The organism is Rhizobium sp. M1, from assembly GCF_002531805.1.
GTDB lineage: Bacteria > Pseudomonadota > Alphaproteobacteria > Rhizobiales > Rhizobiaceae > Rhizobium > Rhizobium etli_C.
Map to the genome: position 1 here is coordinate 1 of NZ_NWSW01000062.1, position 18,176 is coordinate 18,176.

Sequence of the window (18,176 nt, forward strand, 5' to 3'; positions counted from 1 at the left end):
AAAAGCTGCGCTTCGCCATCCGCGAAGGCGGCCGCACCGTCGGCGCCGGTATTGTCGCCTCGATCGTCGAGTAATCCTGGGATTACCCGCAATTCAGGAAAAACCCCGCTGGCGACAGCGGGGTTTTTTCGTTTTGATGCCTGATCGACGGATTAACAGGTGTTGTAAAAATATCGTTAAACAGGCCCGTCACAGTATTTTGTTCATCTCACGTTCAGAAACCGGTTTGTGATTGGCTCATTTTAGTTCAGACTCCTCCGTGTAGAGAGGAGAGTTCGCATGATTCCAAAGGCCACATTTGTTGCGACGATATTCGCAATGTATGTTTTCACGATGTTTTTCATCGCTGCGATCCCGCAAGAGGTTGTTCAATCGGCCGGCGTGCAGATCGACGAGGTCAGCGTCGTCAAGTGACGGCCCTGCAAATCATCGCCGGATTCGGCGGTGATTGGAAATGAATGATCAGGCGCCGGACGCAGGCGGCCTGATGAGGCGGGGGTGAACTCTCGCAGGACGCTCGCTTGCTCTTCGCGCGGAAGCGTCTAACTATGCCTCCGAATGACGCGGAGGATATTCCATGAAGAAACGAATCCTGTTCACAGGCGGTTCGGGCAAGGCGGGTCGCCATGCCGTGCCATGGCTCGTCAACTCAGGTTATGAGGTCCACAACCTCGATCTCGTGCCGCTGGACAGCCCCGGCGTCACCAATCTCATCGCCGACATCACCGATAGCGGTCAGGTCTTCAACGCGCTCTCCATGCATCGCGATTTTCCCGATCTCGACGCGGGCAGGGGCGTCCAGCCCTTCGATGCCGTCGTGCACTTCGCCGCCATCCCGCGCATCCTGATCAAGCCCGACAACGAGACCTTCCGCATCAACACGATGGGTACCTACAATGTCATCGAGGCGGCGGTGAAGCTCGGCATCCGGAAGATCATCGTCGCGTCGAGCGAGACGACCTACGGCGTTTGTTTTGCCGAGGGGCATCGCGATTTCCACCAGTTCCCGCTGGAGGAGGACTATGACGTCAATCCGATGGATTCCTATGGCCTTTCGAAAGTGGTCAACGAAAAGACGGCGCGCGCCTTTGCCGAACGGTCCGGCTTCGACATTTATGCGCTGCGCATCGGCAACGTCATCGAGCCGCACGAATATGAGAGGTTTCCCACCTATTTCGCCCATCCCGAAATGCGCAAGCGCATCGCCTGGAGTTATATCGACGCCCGCGACCTCGGTCAGATCTGCCATCTCTGCATCGAGAAGGACGGCCTCGGCTACCAGGTGTTCAACGCCGCCAATGATACCGTCTCGGCCAACACGCCGTCGAGGGAGCTTGCGAAGCGATTCTTCCCGAATGTGCCCTTCACCCGCGAGATCGGCGAATATGAAGGCCTGCTTTCCAACCGCAAGATTCGCGAAGTGCTGGGCTTCAGGGAAGAGCACGACTGGCGGAAATATGTGAAGATCTGAGCGTTTGTCGGCCATGCGATTGAAAAGCCGGTCGCTCGCAAATGAGCAGAACGGCTTTGAAAATCGAAAATCGTGCTTGCCAATCCGCCGCCGCCGTCTTAAAGGGTGCGCCATGCATTTCGGCAGCGATTTGCGGGTCTTGGCCCGGGCGCTGAAGGAGAGGCATGAAGGGGTATAGCTCAGTTGGTAGAGCGGCGGTCTCCAAAACCGCAGGTCGGGGGTTCGAGCCCCTCTGCCCCTGCCATTTTCCTTGATAGGGACAGCGCGACTGTGCTTGCAGCCGTTCCGGCCGGGGATTGATCGGTGGCAACTAATTTCGTTAAACTTCGGTTTCCCTCTTGTGTATTCGGAAATCGGTGTTTATTTAGGGTTCAACAGACACGCGGTGCGTGGGGCTGATAGTTTCAGCTTTACGCGCCGTAATTGCGTGGGCAGTCGATGGCATCCAAATCCAATCCGTTTGCGTTTCTGCAGCAGGTTCGCTCCGAGACGTCCAAAGTTACATGGCCGTCGCGCCGCGAGACGATGATCTCGACGGTTATGGTGCTTGTGATGGTGGTGTTCGCCGCGTTGTTTTTCTTTGCTGCTGACCAGCTGATCGGCTGGGTTCTGAGCTTCGTGCTCAATACCGGCAACTGATACGGGTGGAGATGAAAATGGCGGCACGTTGGTACATCGTCCACGCGTATTCCAATTTTGAAAAGAAGGTGGCTGAGGACATCGAGAACAAGGCTCGCCAGAAGGGGCTTGAGCATCTGTTCGAGAAGATCCTCGTGCCGACCGAAAAGGTGGTGGAAGTGCGACGCGGCCGCAAGGTCGACAGCGAGCGCAAGTTCTTCCCGGGTTATGTCCTCGTCCGCGCCAATCTGACGGATGAGGCCTACCATCTGATCAAGAATACGCCGAAGGTCACCGGCTTCCTCGGCTCCGACAATAAGCCCGTTCCGATTCCGGATTATGAAGCCGAGCGCATTCTCGGTCAGGTTCAGGAAGGTGTCGAGCGGCCGAAGGCCTCCATTACCTTCGAGATCGGCGAACAGGTTCGCGTTTCCGACGGCCCGTTCGCTTCGTTCAACGGCACGGTTCAGGATGTGGACGAAGAACGTTCGCGCCTGAAGGTTGAGGTGTCGATCTTCGGCCGCGCGACGCCGGTCGAGCTGGAATACGCTCAGGTCGAGAAGGTCTGATTGCAAGAGATCGGAAGCTGGCCCTTGCGGCCTGTTTCCCGCGGACCTTGTCCGCATCCGCGTGGAAGGTGAGGGGTCTTAGCCGGACCCTAATGATCCGCACCACGCAACCGCAGCCGCCGGAGAGATCCGGCATCACGGGCCGGGCGACCGGTCGTTCATGAAAGGCAGAGAGATATGGCTAAGAAAGTTGCAGGCCAGCTCAAGCTTCAGGTCAAGGCAGGATCGGCAAACCCGTCCCCGCCGATTGGTCCGGCGCTTGGTCAGCGTGGCATTAACATCATGGAATTCTGCAAGGCGTTCAATGCCGCCACGCAGGAAATGGAAAAGGGTATGCCGATTCCGGTCGTCATCACCTATTACCAGGACAAGTCCTTCACCTTCGCGATGAAGCAGCCGCCGGTCAGCTACTGGCTGAAGAAGGAAGCGAAGATCACGTCCGGTTCCAAGACCCCGGGCAAGGGCGCAAAGGCTGGTACCCTCACCAAGGCTCAGATCAAGACGATCGCCGAAGCCAAGATGAAGGACCTGAATGCAGCAGATATCGAAGGCGCAATGGCGATGATCGAGGGCTCTGCCCGCGCCATGGGCCTGGAAGTGGTGGGTTAAGATCATGGCTGGTAAGCGCACTCGCAAGATCAATGAAGGTGTTGATCCCACCAAGCTCTACGCTCTGACCCAGGCCATCGGCATGGTCAAGGAACGGGCTGTCGCCAAGTTCGACGAAACCATCGAAGTCTCGATGAACCTCGGCGTCGATCCGCGCCATGCGGACCAGATGGTTCGCGGTGTCGTCAATCTGCCGAACGGCACGGGCCGCACGGTTCGCGTCGCCGTCTTCGCTCGTGGCGTCAAGGCTGACGAAGCCAAGGCTGCTGGTGCCGATATCGTCGGTGCCGAAGACCTCGTCGAAATCGTCCAGGGCGGCAAGATCGAATTCGATCGCTGCATCGCCACCCCCGACATGATGCCGCTCGTCGGTCGTCTCGGTAAGGTTCTCGGCCCGCGCGGCATGATGCCGAACCCGAAGGTCGGCACCGTCACCATGGATGTCGCCGGAGCCGTCAAGGCTTCCAAGGGCGGCGCTGTCGAGTTCCGCGTCGAGAAGGCTGGTATCGTCCATGCCGGTATCGGCAAGGCCTCGTTCGACGCCAAGGCTCTGGAAGAAAACATCCGCGCCTTCGCCGACGCCGTCATCAAGGCGAAGCCGGCTGGCGCCAAGGGCAACTACGTCAAGCGCGTGGCGATTTCCTCGACCATGGGCCCGGGCGTCAAGATCGAAGTCGGCTCGGTCACCGCAGCACCGACTGCATAAGTTAATTGCCGGACCGCGGTCCGGTCACTGAATTTCCGGCCTCGCAAGGGGCCGGAATATTCCGGAGAAATCCGGAATCCTGTCCGAGATTGCAGGTGGTTTTCCCTTAATCACTTTGCCTGCATGAGACGGGTAAGACCCGAATTCATGAAGTTCGCTTCTAGAAACTCGGTTCGAGCCTTGGATGCCTTGTGCCTTCTTAGCCTTGATTGGCGCGGAAGCGCGGGGGGACAGGATCCTCAAGCGTCGCTTGGGATCTCGCATGATCCCGGGAGGCAAAAGGCAACCCGGCGGGCCCGTTCTCGGTCCCGCCAACTGGAGATAGGCAGTGGAAAGAGCGGAAAAACGCGAATTCGTCACGGAACTGAACGAAGTCTTCAAGGCTTCGGGCTCAGTTGTCGTGGCCCACTATGCTGGTGCCACAGTCGCGCAGATGAACGATTTTCGTTCGAAGATGCGTGCAGCTGGCGGTACCGTCAAAGTCGCGAAGAACCGCCTGGCCAAAATTGCCCTTCAGGGTACGGAAGCGGAAGGGATGTCGAATCTCTTCAAGGGTCAGACGCTGATTGCATACAGCACCGATCCGATCACCGCTCCGAAGGTCGTCATGGATTTCGCCAAGACCAACGACAAGATCGTTGTTCTGGGCGGCGCCATGGGAACAACCACGCTCAACGCCGATGCAGTCAAGTCGCTTGCGACCCTGCCTTCGCTCGATGAGCTGCGTGCGAAGCTGCTGGGCATGATCCAGACACCGGCTACCCGCATCGCTGGGGTTGTTGCAGCACCGGCAAGCCAGCTTGCCCGCGTGTTTTCGGCCTACGCCAAGAAGGACGAAGCCGCTTAAGGCGGTTTTTCGCTGTTTATAATCAACCGGTTCGAACCGAACAAAAGGAACTAGTAAAATGGCTGATCTCGCAAAGATCGTTGACGACCTCTCCTCGCTGACCGTTCTGGAAGCTGCAGAACTGTCCAAGCTTCTCGAAGAAAAGTGGGGCGTTTCCGCTGCTGCTCCGGTAGCTGTTGCTGCCGTTGGCGGTCCTGCTGGCCCTGCTGTCGTTGAAGAAGAAAAGACCGAGTTCGACGTCATCCTCACGGATGCCGGCGCCAACAAGATCAACGTCATCAAGGAAGTCCGCGCCATCACCGGCCTCGGCCTCAAGGAAGCCAAGGACCTCGTCGAAGGCGCTCCGAAGGCTGTCAAGGAAGGCGTTTCCAAGGCTGAAGCCGCTGACATCAAGAAGAAGCTCGAAGACGCCGGCGCCAAGGCCGACGTTAAGTAAGCTTGAACTGCTTTTGGGAGGTGGCATTTGCTGCCTCCCATTTGCCGTTTTTCTGAACGAATTACCCAAAAGCCGCGTCAAAACGGCTTTTGGGTAATGGGTTCTTCAAAAGGATAGTCTCGCACCGAGGGCAGCACAGCAATCCGAGCTGGGCGTTTTCGGGAGTCGGACGAGATTGAACTACCCATTGATTGACGGGGTCGACTGGCCATCGGTTCCCGTCCGTTGCAGGCCCGGGTGCAAGATTTTGAAGGAGCGACGATGGCTCAGACCCTTTCGTTCAACGGTCGCAGGCGCGTACGCAAGTTTTTTGGTAAGATCCCCGAAGTCGCAGAAATGCCGAACCTCATCGAGGTCCAGAAGGCGTCCTACGACCAGTTTCTGATGGTGGAAGAGCCGAAGGGCGGCCGGCCCGACGAGGGTCTTCAGGCCGTCTTCAAGTCGGTTTTCCCGATCACCGATTTCTCCGGCGCCTCGATGCTGGAATTCGTCTCCTACGAGTTCGAGCCGCCGAAGTTCGACGTTGACGAATGCCGCCAGCGCGACCTGACCTATGCCGCGCCGCTGAAGGTGACGCTGCGCCTCATCGTGTTCGATATCGACGAGGATACCGGCGCGAAGTCGATCAAGGACATCAAGGAACAGTCCGTCTACATGGGCGACATGCCGCTCATGACCAACAACGGTACGTTCATCGTCAACGGCACCGAGCGCGTCATCGTTTCGCAGATGCACCGTTCACCGGGCGTCTTCTTCGACCATGACAAGGGCAAGAGCCATTCTTCCGGCAAGCTGCTCTTTGCGGCCCGCGTCATTCCCTATCGCGGCTCCTGGCTCGATATCGAATTCGACGCCAAGGACATCGTCTACGCCCGCATCGACCGCCGCCGCAAGATTCCGGTGACGTCGCTGCTGATGGCGCTCGGCATGGACGGCGAAGAAATTCTCGACACCTTCTACACGAAGTCGCTCTACAAGCGCGACGGCGAAGGCTGGCGCATTCCCTTCAAGCCGGAAACGCTGAAGGGCGCCAAGGCGATCACCGAGATGGTCGACGCCGATACCGGCGAAGTCGTCGTCGAAGCCGGCAAGAAGCTGACCCCGCGTCTGCTGCGCCAGTTGTCCGACAAGGGCCTGAAGGCGCTGAAGGCCGGCGACGACGACCTCTACGGCAATTACCTCGCCGAAGACATCGTCAATTACTCGACCGGTGAAATCTACCTCGAGGCCGGCGACGAAATCGACGAGAAGACGCTTGGCATCATCCTGTCGAACGGTTTCGACGAAATCCCGGTTCTCGGCATCGACCACATCAATGTCGGCGCCTATATCCGCAACACGCTGTCGGCGGACAAGAACGAGAACCGTCAGGACGCTCTGTTCGACATCTACCGCGTCATGCGTCCGGGTGAACCGCCGACCATGGAATCGGCCGAAGCCATGTTCAACTCGCTGTTCTTCGATGCGGAGCGTTACGACCTCTCCGCCGTCGGCCGCGTCAAGATGAACATGCGTCTCGACCTGACCGTCGAAGACACCGTCCGCATCCTGCGCAAGGACGACATCCTGGCCGTGGTCAAGATGCTGGTCGAACTGCGCGACGGCAAGGGCGAGATCGACGACATCGACAACCTCGGCAACCGCCGCGTCCGCTCGGTCGGCGAGCTGATGGAAAACCAGTACCGTCTCGGCCTGCTGCGCATGGAGCGCGCGATCAAGGAACGCATGTCCTCGATCGAGATCGATACGGTCATGCCGCAGGATCTGATCAACGCCAAGCCGGCTGCCGCAGCCGTGCGCGAATTCTTCGGTTCCTCGCAGCTGTCGCAGTTCATGGACCAGGTCAACCCGCTCTCGGAAATCACCCACAAGCGCCGTCTTTCGGCTCTTGGCCCGGGCGGTCTGACCCGCGAGCGCGCCGGCTTCGAAGTCCGCGACGTGCATCCGACCCACTACGGCCGCATCTGCCCGATCGAAACGCCTGAGGGCCCGAACATCGGTCTGATCAACTCGCTTGCGACCTTTGCCCGCGTCAACAAGTACGGCTTCATCGAAAGCCCGTACCGCCGCATCGTCGACGGCAGGGTGACGAATGACGTGCTCTACCTCTCCGCCATGGAAGAGGCCAAGTACTACGTCGCCCAGGCCAACGCCGAGATGAACCCTGACGGCTCCTTCGTCGACGAATTCGTCGTCTGCCGTCACGCCGGCGAAGTCATGCTCGCACCGCGCGACAGCATGAACCTGATGGACGTTTCGCCGAAGCAGGTCGTTTCGGTTGCTGCGGCGCTCATCCCGTTCCTGGAAAACGACGACGCCAACCGCGCTCTCATGGGCTCGAACATGCAGCGTCAGGCCGTGCCGCTGCTGCGTGCCGAAGCCCCGTTCGTCGGCACCGGCATGGAGCCGGTCGTCGCCCGTGACTCCGGCGCCGCCATCGGCGCGCGCCGCGGCGGCGTGGTCGACCAGGTCGACGCGACGCGTATCGTTATCCGCGCCACGGAAGACCTCGAAGCCGGCAAGTCCGGCGTCGATATCTACCGCCTGCAGAAGTTCCAGCGTTCGAACCAGAACACCTGCGTCAACCAGCGTCCGCTGGTCACCGTCGGTGACGTCGTCAACCGCGGCGACATTCTCGCCGACGGTCCGTCGACCGATCTCGGCGACCTGGCGCTCGGCCGCAACGCGCTCGTCGCGTTCATGCCCTGGAACGGCTACAACTACGAAGACTCGATCCTGCTCTCCGAGCGCATCGTTGCCGACGACGTGTTCACCTCCATCCACATCGAAGAATTCGAAGTGATGGCGCGCGACACCAAGCTTGGTCCTGAGGAAATCACCCGCGACATTCCGAACGTTTCGGAAGAAGCGCTGAAGAACCTCGACGAAGCCGGCATCGTCTATATCGGCGCCGAAGTTCAGCCGGGCGATATCCTGGTCGGCAAGATCACGCCGAAGGGCGAAAGCCCGATGACGCCGGAAGAAAAGCTTCTGCGCGCCATCTTCGGCGAAAAGGCCTCCGACGTGCGCGACACCTCCATGCGCATGCCGCCCGGCACCTACGGCACGATCGTGGAAGTTCGCGTCTTCAACCGCCATGGCGTCGAGAAGGATGAGCGCGCGATGGCGATCGAGCGCGAAGAGATCGAGCGTCTTGCCAAGGACCGCGACGACGAGCAGGCGATCCTCGACCGTAACGTCTACGGCCGTCTGATCGACATGCTGCGCGGCCAGGTCTCGATTGCCGGCCCGAAGGGCTTCAAGAAGGGCACCGAGCTTTCGAACGCCGTCGTCTCCGAATATCCCCGCTCGCAGTGGTGGATGTTCGCGGTCGAGGACGAGAAGGTCCAGAGCGAACTCGAAGCACTCCGCGGCCAGTACGACGAATCCAAGTCGCGCCTTGAGCAGCGCTTCATGGACAAGGTCGAGAAGGTCCAGCGCGGCGATGAAATGCCTCCTGGCGTCATGAAGATGGTCAAGGTCTTCGTCGCCGTGAAGCGCAAGATCCAGCCGGGCGACAAGATGGCCGGCCGTCACGGGAACAAGGGCGTGGTCTCGCGCATTGTGCCTGTCGAGGATATGCCGTTCCTTGAAGACGGCACGCATGTCGACGTCGTTCTGAACCCGCTCGGCGTTCCCTCGCGCATGAACGTCGGCCAGATCCTGGAAACGCACCTGGGCTGGGCTTGTGCCGGCATGGGTCGCCAGATCGGCGAATTGATCGAAGCCTACAAGGCGAACGGCAACATCGAGCCGCTGCGCAAGACCATCGGCGATGTCGTCGGTGCCGGCCCGAAGGCTGAGCAGGTCCACGAATTCGACGATGAGTCGGTTCTGCGTCTTGCCGACCAGTGGAAGCGCGGCGTTTCGATTGCAACGCCTGTTTTCGACGGTGCCCACGAAGGCGACGTCAACGACATGCTGCGTCTGGCGGGCCTCAAGGACACCGGCCAGTCGACGCTCTATGACGGTCGTACCGGCGAGCAGTTCGACCGCCAGGTCACGGTGGGCTACATCTACATGCTGAAGCTCAACCACCTGGTCGACGACAAGATCCATGCCCGCTCGATCGGTCCTTACTCGCTCGTGACCCAGCAGCCGCTGGGCGGCAAGGCGCAGTTCGGCGGTCAGCGCTTCGGCGAAATGGAAGTCTGGGCGCTCGAAGCTTACGGCGCGGCCTACACGCTGCAGGAAATGCTGACGGTGAAGTCGGACGACGTCGCCGGCCGCACCAAGGTCTACGAAGCCATCGTCCGCGGAGACGACACGTTCGAAGCCGGTATTCCGGAAAGCTTCAACGTTCTCGTCAAGGAAATGCGCTCGCTGGGCCTCAGCGTCGAGCTTGAGAACACCAAGCTTGACGAAGCGCAGGCAAACCAGCTGCCCGACGCGGCCGAGTAAGCATTGATAGGGCGTGCGCTGCCATGCGGCGCACGCCGGTCCCGCCGGACGCCGCATCCATGTCGGCCCGGAAGGGAAGTTTCGCCGCATCTTGCGGTTATTCTCGTTTAAGCGAGGGAGGCGGCTCCCGGGAAATTGCCGCTGACCATCGCATTTTGAGGGCGCTTTAGCCCATGAAGGAGACAGGCATGAACCAAGAGGTCATGAATCTTTTCAATCCGCAGGTGCCTGCACAGAATTTCGATTCCATTCGGATTTCGATCGCGTCTCCGGAGAAGATCCTCTCCTGGTCCTACGGTGAGATCAAGAAGCCGGAAACCATCAACTACCGCACGTTCAAGCCGGAACGCGACGGTCTGTTCTGCGCGCGCATCTTCGGGCCGATCAAGGACTACGAATGCCTGTGCGGCAAGTACAAGCGCATGAAGTACAAGGGCATCATCTGCGAAAAGTGCGGCGTCGAAGTCACGCTGTCGCGCGTTCGCCGTGAGCGCATGGGCCATATCGAGCTCGCCGCTCCCGTTGCCCATATCTGGTTCCTGAAGTCGCTGCCGAGCCGTATTTCGACGCTGCTCGACATGACGCTGAAGGATGTCGAGCGCGTCCTTTATTTCGAAAACTACATCGTCACCGAGCCGGGCCTGACGGCGCTCAAGGAGCACCAGCTTCTCTCGGAAGAAGAATACATGCTTGCCGTCGACGAATACGGCGAAGACCAGTTCACCGCGATGATCGGCGCCGAGGCGATCTACGAGATGCTGGCCTCGATGAACCTCGAGAAGATCGCCGGTGATCTGCGCTCCGAGCTTGCCGACACGACGTCGGATCTCAAGCAGAAGAAGCTGATGAAGCGCCTGAAGATCGTCGAGAACTTCATGGAGTCGGGCAACCGTCCGGAATGGATGATCATGAAGGTCGTCCCGGTCATTCCGCCGGATCTGCGTCCGCTGGTTCCGCTCGACGGCGGCCGTTTCGCGACGTCGGATCTGAACGATCTCTATCGCCGCGTCATCAACCGTAACAACCGTCTGAAGCGCCTGATCGAGCTTCGTGCGCCGGGCATCATCATCCGCAACGAAAAGCGCATGCTGCAGGAATCGGTTGATGCGCTGTTTGACAACGGCCGCCGCGGCCGCGTCATCACCGGCGCCAACAAGCGTCCGCTGAAGTCGCTCTCCGACATGCTGAAGGGCAAGCAGGGCCGCTTCCGCCAGAACCTGCTCGGCAAGCGCGTCGACTATTCCGGCCGTTCGGTCATCGTCACCGGTCCGGAACTGAAGCTGCACCAGTGCGGCCTGCCGAAGAAGATGGCGCTCGAACTCTTCAAGCCGTTCATCTATGCCCGCCTCGACGCCAAGGGTTACTCCTCGACCGTCAAGCAGGCCAAGAAGCTGGTCGAGAAGGAAAAGCCCGAAGTCTGGGATATCCTCGACGAGGTCATCCGCGAGCATCCGGTTCTCCTGAACCGTGCGCCGACGCTGCACCGTCTGGGTATCCAGGCCTTCGAACCCACCCTGGTCGAAGGCAAGGCGATCCAGCTGCACCCGCTCGTCTGCACGGCCTTCAACGCCGACTTCGACGGTGACCAGATGGCCGTTCACGTGCCGCTGTCGCTCGAAGCCCAGCTCGAAGCCCGCGTGCTGATGATGTCGACCAACAACATCCTGCACCCGGCCAACGGCGCGCCGATCATCGTTCCCTCGCAGGACATGGTTCTCGGCCTCTATTACCTGTCGATCCTCAACCAGAACGAACCGGGCGAAGGCATGGCCTTCTCCGATCTCGGCGAACTGCATCACGCCCTCGAAAGCAAGGTCGTGACGCTGCACACCAAGATCCGCGGCCGGTTCAAGTCGGTCGACGAGGATGGCAAGCCCTACTCGAAGATCTATGAGACGACGCCTGGCCGTCTGCTCATCGGCGAACTGCTGCCGAAGAACGGCAAGGTGCCCTTCGACATCTGCAACCAGGAAATGACCAAGAAGAACATCTCCAAGATGATCGACACGGTCTACCGCCATTGCGGCCAGAAGGACACGGTCATCTTCTGCGACCGCATCATGCAGCTCGGCTTCTCCCATGCCTGCCGCGCCGGCATTTCGTTCGGCAAGGACGACATGGTCATTCCGGATGCCAAGGCGAAGATCGTTGCCGACACCGAAAGCCTGGTGAAGGAATACGAGCAGCAGTACAATGACGGTCTGATCACCCAGGGCGAAAAGTACAACAAGGTTGTCGACGCCTGGGGCAAGGCCACCGAAAAGGTCGCCGAAGAGATGATGGCCCGCATTAAGGCGGTCGAATTCGATGAGAACACCGGCCGTCAGAAGCCGATGAACTCGATCTACATGATGAGCCATTCCGGCGCCCGCGGTTCTCCGAACCAGATGCGCCAGCTGGGCGGCATGCGCGGCCTGATGGCCAAGCCGTCGGGTGAAATCATCGAGACGCCGATCATCTCGAACTTCAAGGAAGGCCTGACCGTCAACGAGTACTTCAACTCGACGCACGGCGCCCGCAAGGGTCTGGCAGACACGGCGCTCAAGACCGCCAACTCGGGTTACCTGACCCGCCGTCTCGTCGACGTCGCGCAGGACTGCATCGTCACGCATGTTGATTGCGGCACCGAAACCGGCCTCACCATGACCGCCATCGTCGATGCCGGCCAGGTCGTCGCCTCGCTCGGCGCCCGTATCCTCGGCCGCACGGCGCTCGACGACATCGATCATCCGGTCACCGGCGAGCGCATCGTCGATGCCGGCAAGATGATCCTCGAGCCGGATGTCATCGAAATCGAGAAGGCCGGTATCCAGTCGATCCGGATCCGCTCGGCGCTGACCTGCGAAATCCAGACGGGTGTCTGCTCGGTCTGCTACGGCCGCGACCTCGCGCGCGGTACGCCTGTCAACATGGGCGAAGCCGTCGGCGTCATCGCCGCTCAGTCGATCGGCGAGCCGGGAACCCAGCTCACCATGCGTACCTTCCACCTTGGCGGTACGGCGACCGTGGTCGACCAGTCGTTCCTGGAAGCCTCGTACGAAGGTACGGTGCAGATCAAGAACCGCAACGTGCTGCGCAACTCCGAAGGCAGCCTCGTTGCCATGGGCCGCAACATGACCGTCCAGATTCTGGACGAGCGTGGTGTCGAGCGCTCCTCGCAGCGCGTCGCCTACGGTTCGAAGCTGCACGTCGATGAAGGCGACAAGGTCAAGCGCGGCCAGCGTCTGGCCGAGTGGGACCCCTATACCCGCCCGATGATGACGGAAGTGGCCGGTACGGTTCAGTTCGAAGACCTCGTCGACGGTCTCTCCGTTCTCGAAGCGACCGACGAATCCACCGGCATCACCAAGCGTCAGGTCATCGACTGGCGTTCGACCCCGCGCGGTTCGGACCTCAAGCCGGCGATCGTCATCAAGGACGCCAGCGGCAATGTCGCCAAGCTGTCGCGCGGCGGTGACGCTCGCTTCCTGCTCTCGGTCGACGCCATTCTGTCGGTCGAGCCGGGCACGAAGGTCTCCCAGGGTGACGTTCTCGCCCGTTCGCCGCTCGAAAGCGCCAAGACCAAGGACATCACCGGCGGTCTGCCGCGTGTTGCCGAACTGTTCGAAGCGCGCCGTCCGAAGGATCACGCCATCATCGCTGAGATCGATGGTACGATCCGCCTCGGCCGCGACTACAAGAACAAGCGTCGCGTCATCATCGAGCCGGCGGAAGACGGTGTCGAGCCTGTCGAATACCTCATCCCGAAGGGCAAGCCCTTCCACCTTCAGGACGGCGACTATATCGAAAAGGGTGACTACATCCTCGACGGTAACCCGGCTCCGCACGACATCCTGGCGATCAAGGGCGTGGAGGCACTCGCTTCCTACCTCGTCAACGAAATCCAGGAAGTCTATCGTCTGCAGGGCGTTGTCATCAACGACAAGCACATCGAGGTGATCGTCCGTCAGATGCTGCAGAAGGTGGAAATCACCGACGCCGGCGACTCGACCTATATCGTCGGCGACAACGTCGACCGGATCGAGCTCGAGGACGTCAACGACCACCTGATCGAGCAGGGCAAGAAGCCCGCCCACGGCGATCCGGTTCTGCTCGGCATCACCAAGGCGTCGCTGCAGACCCCGTCCTTCATCTCGGCCGCATCCTTCCAGGAAACGACCAAGGTGCTGACGGAAGCGGCAATCGCCGGCAAGACCGACGGCCTGCAGGGTCTGAAGGAAAACGTCATCGTCGGCCGCCTCATCCCGGCCGGTACCGGCGGCACCATGACCCAGATCCGCCGTATCGCCACCTCGCGCGACGAGCTGATCCTCGAAGAGCGTCGCAAGGGCACCGGTGCAGCCGTCGCCACGCCGATGCTGCAGGACATGGCTGAAAAGGCCCCGGCCGCGGAATAACCGCGGCTGAAGTCCCGGTATTCAAGATACGAATTGAAAAACCGCCCGGAGCGATCCGGGCGGTTTTTTCATTTTGCTGTGCTCTGGTCGATCCGACGGGGAGGGGGCGAGCTGCGTGTCTGGCAGGCTGGGGCGAGCGCAGCACTCGCCCTGCGGTTCGCCGCCGGCGGCTCCGGTCAGCTGAACCGGATGATCGCGACCTCGCCGTCGACCGCGCCCTGATAGGCCGAGGCATGCGGCTCTTCGGCCGGAACTTCGGTCAGCATGCCGATCTGGTCGAGATCGGCCTCGATGAAACCTTCCTCGGCAAGGGCGTTCAAGGCTTCGCGCACGGCCGTATCGTCGTCGGGCGCCTTCAGCATGATGTGCAGGTCGATGCCGTCGCTGGAGTCGGACTCATAGCCTTTGCCGATGATGATGAAGATCATCGGCCCGTCGAAATTGTTGTCGTTGTCAGGTGTCGTGATCATCGCCTGTCCTTCGGCTTTCGTGACGATTCGATCGCTCGAATCCTGCTATGAGGGCTTAACGCCGCAATTGCTGATTCCTTAACTGCTTTTGCTGCGATGCCCAAGTTTTTATCTTGGATCACACCCGTGGATTCGTCTAGAAGGGTGAAAACAGGGCATCCGGCCCGCATATCAAGGCGATACGGCGAGTTTATTTCTTAACCGGCCTTGACGAGAGGGGTGGAAACCAGTAGTACCCCGCCCATCAGATCCCATGTGAGGCTTGGCTGTTCGGGGCGACGCGCCCTGAAGTTCACCTCAAACAAGGTTCTAAACGCACGTTGAAGTCATGATGCTGCACGCATGACGCATAATTTCATGCGTCCTCTGCTCCTTGTGGTCCATCTGCGGAAGCGGATCGGGCCATATTTTGCGCATTGAACCGAAAGCATGCGTCATTGCCGGAGACGGCGCGAGTTCAAGCCCGCAAGGGTACTGAGATAAACGTAAGGGATGGTTGAATGCCTACCGTAAACCAGCTGATCCGCAAGCCTCGCCAGGCGAACGTAAAGCGTAATAAGGTTCCCGCTCTCCAGGAGAACCCGCAGAAGCGCGGCGTTTGCACGCGCGTCTACACGACGACGCCGAAGAAGCCGAACTCGGCTCTGCGTAAGGTCGCCAAGATCCGCCTGACCAACGGCTTCGAAGTCATTGGTTACATCCCCGGTGAAGGTCACAACCTTCAGGAGCACTCGGTCGTGATGATCCGCGGCGGCCGCGTCAAGGACCTTCCGGGTGTCCGTTATCACATCATCCGCGGCGTTCTCGATACCCAGGGTGTCAAGAACCGCAAGCAGCGCCGCTCCAAGTACGGCGCGAAGCGTCCGAAGTAATTCGGTTTTGAATAATCCGGCGCTGCGCGAGGTCCTCCGCGTGATGAAGCGCCTTAACGGTTGAAGAGACGAAAAGTATGTCCAGACGTCATAAAGCAGAAAAGCGCGAGATCAATCCGGATCCGAAGTTCGGCGATCTCGTTGTCACCAAGTTCATGAATGCCATCATGCTCGATGGTAAGAAGTCCGTTGCTGAAAACATCGTCTATGGTGCGTTCGACGCCGTTCAGGGCAAGTCCAAGCAGGAGCCGCTTTCGGTTTTCCATTCTGCGCTCGACAACATTGCCCCGCACGTTGAAGTTCGTTCTCGCCGCGTCGGTGGTGCGACCTACCAGGTTCCGGTCGACGTTCGTCCGGAGCGCCGCCAGGCCCTCGCCATTCGCTGGCTGATCGCCGCTGCCCGCAAGCGCAACGAAACGACCATGATCGATCGTCTTTCCGGCGAACTGCTCGATGCGTCCAACAACCGCGGCTCCGCCGTCAAGAAGCGCGAAGACACGCACAAGATGGCTGACGCCAACCGCGCGTTCTCGCACTATCGCTGGTAATTCCGAACGGTATCGAAAGGCAGTCCACAATGGCTCGCGAATATAAGATCGAAGACTACCGCAATTTCGGTATCATGGCGCATATCGACGCCGGCAAGACCACGACCACCGAGCGTATCCTTTATTACACCGGCAAGTCGCACAAGATCGGCGAAGTCCACGACGGTGCAGCCACCATGGACTGGATGGAGCAGGAGCAGGAGCGTGGCATCACGATCACGTCTGCTGCCACCACGACCTTCTGGAAGGGCCGTGACGGCAAGATGCGCCGCTTCAACATCATCGACACTCCCGGCCACGTCGACTTCACCATCGAAGTCGAGCGTTCGCTGCGCGTTCTCGACGGTGCAATTGCTCTTCTCGATGCCAACGCCGGCGTAGAGCCGCAGACGGAAACCGTCTGGCGTCAGGCTGAGAAGTACAATGTTCCGCGCATGATCTTCTGCAACAAGATGGACAAGACCGGTGCGGACTTCTACCGTTCGGTCGAGATGATCAAGACCCGTCTGGGCGCGATCGCTGTCGTCATGCAGCTGCCGATCGGCGCTGAAAGCGACTTCAAGGGCGTTATCGACCTGGTCGAGATGAATGCTCTCATCTGGCGCGACGAATCGCTCGGCGCCCAGTGGGACGTCGTTGAGATCCCGGAAGACATGAAGGCCAAGGCTGAAGAATATCGCGAAAAGCTGATCGAGACTGTTGTCGAGATCGACGAAGCTGCGATGGAGGCCTACCTCGAAGGCAACATGCCCGACAACGACAAGATCCGCGAACTCGTTCGTCGCGGTACGATCGACGTCAAGTTCCATCCGATGTTCTGCGGCACCGCTTTCAAGAACAAGGGCGTTCAGCCGTTGCTCGACGCCGTTGTCGATTACCTGCCGTCGCCGCTCGACATTCCGGCGATCAAGGGCATCGACTTCAAGACGGAAGCTGAAATCGAGCGTCATGCAGACGACGCCGAGCCGCTTTCCATGCTCGCATTCAAGATCATGAACGACCCCTTCGTCGGTTCGCTCACCTTCGCCCGTATCTACTCCGGCAAGCTCGAAAAGGGTTCGTCGGTCATGAACACGGTCAAGGACAAGCGCGAGCGCGTCGGCCGCATGCTGCAGATGCACTCCAACTCGCGTGAAGACATCGAAGAAGCCTTTGCCGGCGACATCGTTGCTCTCGCAGGTCTCAAGGAAACCACCACTGGCGATACGCTCTGCGACCCGCTGAAGCCGGTTATCCTCGAGCGCATGGAATTCCCGGAGCCGGTCATCCAGATCGCTATCGAGCCGAAGTCCAAGGGCGACCAGGAAAAGATGGGCCTCGCGCTCAACCGCCTGGCTGCCGAAGATCCGTCCTTCCGCGTGAAGACGGATCAGGAATCCGGCCAGACGATCATTGCCGGCATGGGCGAACTGCACCTCGACATCATCGTCGACCGCATGCGCCGCGAGTTCAAGGTTGAAGCAAACGTCGGCGCGCCGCAGGTTGCTTACCGCGAAACCATTACGCGCCAGCACGAAGAAGACTACACGCACAAGAAGCAGTCCGGTGGTACCGGCCAGTTCGCGCGCGTCAAGATTGTCTTCGAACCGAACCCTGAAGGCGATGACTTCAAGTTCGAATCCAAGATCGTCGGTGGTGCTGTTCCGAAGGAATACATCCCGGGCGTTCAGAAGGGTATCGAGAGCGTTCTGTCTTCGGGTCCGCTCGCTGGCTTCCCGATGCTCGGCGTCAAGGCGACCCTCATCGACGGCGCCTTCCACGACGTTGACTCCTCGGTTCTGGCGTTCGAAATCGCTTCCCGCGCTTGCTTCCGTGAAGCTGCGAAGAAGGCCGGTGCTCAGCTCCTCGAGCCGATGATGAAGGTCGAAGTCGTTACCCCGGAAGATTACGTCGGTGACGTTATCGGCGACCTCAACTCCCGCCGTGGTCAGATCCAGGGTCAGGAGAGCCGCGGTGTGGCCGTTGTCATCAACGCCAACGTCCCGCTGGCGAACATGTTCAAGTACGTCGATAACCTGCGCTCCATGTCGCAGGGCCGTGCTCAGTACACGATGACCTTCGATCATTACTCGCCGGTCCCGTCGAACGTCGCGACTGAAATCCAGGCAAAGTATTCCGGTCAGAAGTGACCGGAATACCAATTGACCGATAACAAGAATTAGATCCCCTCGGGGACTAGCAAAACGGAGAGCCGAAAATGGCAAAGAGTAAGTTTGAGCGCAACAAGCCGCA

14 protein-coding genes, 1 tRNA gene and 1 pseudogene are annotated in these 18,176 nt (G+C 59.8%); 15 read left to right on the top strand and 1 reads right to left on the bottom strand.

The features are described from left to right. From CO655_RS33700 to rpoC, 12 genes and pseudogenes are all read left to right on the top strand, one after another. Window positions 1-74: pseudogene (locus tag CO655_RS33700) on the top strand (elongation factor Tu); the annotation flags it as partial. Between the two features lie 205 nt (window positions 75-279). Next, window positions 280-414, top strand: coding sequence for a hypothetical protein (locus tag CO655_RS34725; RefSeq protein ID WP_275593091.1), 135 nt, complete (start codon window positions 280-282; stop codon window positions 412-414). Window positions 415-577: 163 nt separating this feature from the next. Further along, window positions 578-1,471 (top strand): NAD(P)-dependent oxidoreductase, encoded by an 894-nt coding sequence (locus CO655_RS31685; protein ID WP_097667863.1) that lies wholly within the window; start codon window positions 578-580, stop codon window positions 1,469-1,471. Between the two features lie 168 nt (window positions 1,472-1,639). Next, a tRNA-Trp gene (locus CO655_RS31690) sits at window positions 1,640-1,715 on the top strand. A gap of 194 nt (window positions 1,716-1,909) precedes the next feature. Continuing rightward, complete coding sequence (gene secE / locus CO655_RS31695) at window positions 1,910-2,110, top strand: preprotein translocase subunit SecE (protein WP_003573826.1); 201 nt, start codon at window positions 1,910-1,912, stop codon at window positions 2,108-2,110. A 17-nt stretch (window positions 2,111-2,127) separates the two neighbouring features. Next, window positions 2,128-2,658, top strand: coding sequence for a transcription termination/antitermination protein NusG (gene nusG / locus CO655_RS31700; protein WP_004669067.1), 531 nt, complete (start codon window positions 2,128-2,130; stop codon window positions 2,656-2,658). Between the two features lie 177 nt (window positions 2,659-2,835). Next, complete coding sequence (rplK, locus tag CO655_RS31705; RefSeq protein ID WP_009985507.1) at window positions 2,836-3,267, top strand: 50S ribosomal protein L11; 432 nt, start codon at window positions 2,836-2,838, stop codon at window positions 3,265-3,267. Between the two features lie 4 nt (window positions 3,268-3,271). Next, window positions 3,272-3,973: a 50S ribosomal protein L1 gene (rplA, locus tag CO655_RS31710; RefSeq protein ID WP_097667864.1), complete on the top strand. Its 702-nt coding sequence runs from the start codon at window positions 3,272-3,274 to the stop codon at window positions 3,971-3,973. 328 nt (window positions 3,974-4,301) lie between these two features. After that, a complete protein-coding gene (gene rplJ / locus CO655_RS31715) occupies window positions 4,302-4,820 on the top strand; it encodes a 50S ribosomal protein L10 (RefSeq protein WP_064682257.1) in 519 nt (172 codons plus the stop codon). Window positions 4,821-4,878: 58 nt separating this feature from the next. After that, complete coding sequence (gene rplL, locus CO655_RS31720) at window positions 4,879-5,256, top strand: 50S ribosomal protein L7/L12 (RefSeq protein WP_010029578.1); 378 nt, start codon at window positions 4,879-4,881, stop codon at window positions 5,254-5,256. A 261-nt stretch (window positions 5,257-5,517) separates the two neighbouring features. Next, entirely contained in the window at window positions 5,518-9,657 is a 4,140-nt protein-coding gene (gene rpoB / locus CO655_RS31725; protein WP_097609138.1) for a DNA-directed RNA polymerase subunit beta, read from the top strand. 188 nt (window positions 9,658-9,845) lie between these two features. After that, window positions 9,846-14,054 carry a DNA-directed RNA polymerase subunit beta' gene (gene rpoC, locus CO655_RS31730; RefSeq protein ID WP_097609140.1) on the top strand — a complete coding sequence of 1,403 codons (4,209 nt, stop codon included), beginning with the start codon at window positions 9,846-9,848 and terminating at the stop codon, window positions 14,052-14,054. Between the two features lie 176 nt (window positions 14,055-14,230). Here the strand turns inward: rpoC and CO655_RS31735 are convergent, their stop codons facing one another. Continuing rightward, on the bottom strand, window positions 14,231-14,524 hold the full coding sequence (locus CO655_RS31735; protein ID WP_097609142.1) for a transcriptional regulator: 294 nt from the start codon (window positions 14,522-14,524) through the stop codon (window positions 14,231-14,233). A 500-nt stretch (window positions 14,525-15,024) separates the two neighbouring features. Between CO655_RS31735 and rpsL the strand changes: the two genes are divergently transcribed. The 3 genes from rpsL to fusA all read left to right on the top strand — a co-directional run bounded on the left by rpsL (window position 15,025) and on the right by fusA (window position 18,073). Next, a complete protein-coding gene (rpsL, locus tag CO655_RS31740; protein ID WP_003547537.1) occupies window positions 15,025-15,396 on the top strand; it encodes a 30S ribosomal protein S12 in 372 nt (123 codons plus the stop codon). A 77-nt stretch (window positions 15,397-15,473) separates the two neighbouring features. Next, window positions 15,474-15,944 carry a 30S ribosomal protein S7 gene (gene rpsG, locus CO655_RS31745; protein ID WP_004669085.1) on the top strand — a complete coding sequence of 157 codons (471 nt, stop codon included), beginning with the start codon at window positions 15,474-15,476 and terminating at the stop codon, window positions 15,942-15,944. A gap of 29 nt (window positions 15,945-15,973) precedes the next feature. After that, entirely contained in the window at window positions 15,974-18,073 is a 2,100-nt protein-coding gene (gene fusA, locus CO655_RS31750) for an elongation factor G (protein WP_038688280.1), read from the top strand. Window positions 18,074-18,176 lie beyond the last annotated feature (103 nt).

Bases quoted from the DNA above. Each gene is read 5' to 3' on its own strand.
- CO655_RS34725 (WP_275593091.1), top strand. From the start codon at position 280: ATGATTCCAAAGGCCACATTTGTTGCGACGATATTCGCAATGTATGTT.
- CO655_RS31685 (WP_097667863.1), top strand. From the start codon at position 578: ATGAAGAAACGAATCCTGTTCACAGGCGGTTCGGGCAAGGCGGGTCGC.
- secE (WP_003573826.1), top strand. From the start codon at position 1,910: ATGGCATCCAAATCCAATCCGTTTGCGTTTCTGCAGCAGGTTCGCTCC.
- nusG (WP_004669067.1), top strand. From the start codon at position 2,128: ATGGCGGCACGTTGGTACATCGTCCACGCGTATTCCAATTTTGAAAAG.
- rplK (WP_009985507.1), top strand. From the start codon at position 2,836: ATGGCTAAGAAAGTTGCAGGCCAGCTCAAGCTTCAGGTCAAGGCAGGA.
- rplA (WP_097667864.1), top strand. From the start codon at position 3,272: ATGGCTGGTAAGCGCACTCGCAAGATCAATGAAGGTGTTGATCCCACC.
- rplL (WP_010029578.1), top strand. From the start codon at position 4,879: ATGGCTGATCTCGCAAAGATCGTTGACGACCTCTCCTCGCTGACCGTT.
- rpoB (WP_097609138.1), top strand. From the start codon at position 5,518: ATGGCTCAGACCCTTTCGTTCAACGGTCGCAGGCGCGTACGCAAGTTT.
- rpoC (WP_097609140.1), top strand. From the start codon at position 9,846: ATGAACCAAGAGGTCATGAATCTTTTCAATCCGCAGGTGCCTGCACAG.
- CO655_RS31735 (WP_097609142.1), bottom strand. From the start codon at position 14,524: ATGATCACGACACCTGACAACGACAACAATTTCGACGGGCCGATGATC.
- rpsL (WP_003547537.1), top strand. From the start codon at position 15,025: ATGCCTACCGTAAACCAGCTGATCCGCAAGCCTCGCCAGGCGAACGTA.
- rpsG (WP_004669085.1), top strand. From the start codon at position 15,474: ATGTCCAGACGTCATAAAGCAGAAAAGCGCGAGATCAATCCGGATCCG.
- fusA (WP_038688280.1), top strand. From the start codon at position 15,974: ATGGCTCGCGAATATAAGATCGAAGACTACCGCAATTTCGGTATCATG.